The following is a 259-nucleotide window of genomic DNA, read 5'->3' on the forward strand; positions in this document are numbered from 1 at the left end:
CCAAGCTCTACGTTTACGTTTTCCTTTGTCAGGTTTACCATATTAAGTTTTCCTCCCTGGGCCTGCGAAGCTTCATTAACGTAGTTGAAATTAAGATTCAGCTTGAAAATATTTTTCTGATAAGTGAATAATTTCCCCGAACCAAAAATTACAGGTGTGAAAAAATCTGTAATGGTTTTGTCTTTCAGAGACTTCATGATGATCTCCGGACCGATGCCGTTGAAATCACCGATTGAAATTCCTACTCGTACTTTATGGT

General features: G+C 37.8%; 1 pseudogene. It reads right to left on the bottom strand.

The annotated features are described in order from the left end of the window. A pseudogene (locus SB689_RS23490) lies at positions 1–259 on the bottom strand (4-hydroxythreonine-4-phosphate dehydrogenase PdxA); the annotation flags it as partial.

Source organism: Chryseobacterium sp. SIMBA_038, from assembly GCF_046535115.1.
Lineage (GTDB): Bacteria > Bacteroidota > Bacteroidia > Flavobacteriales > Weeksellaceae > Chryseobacterium.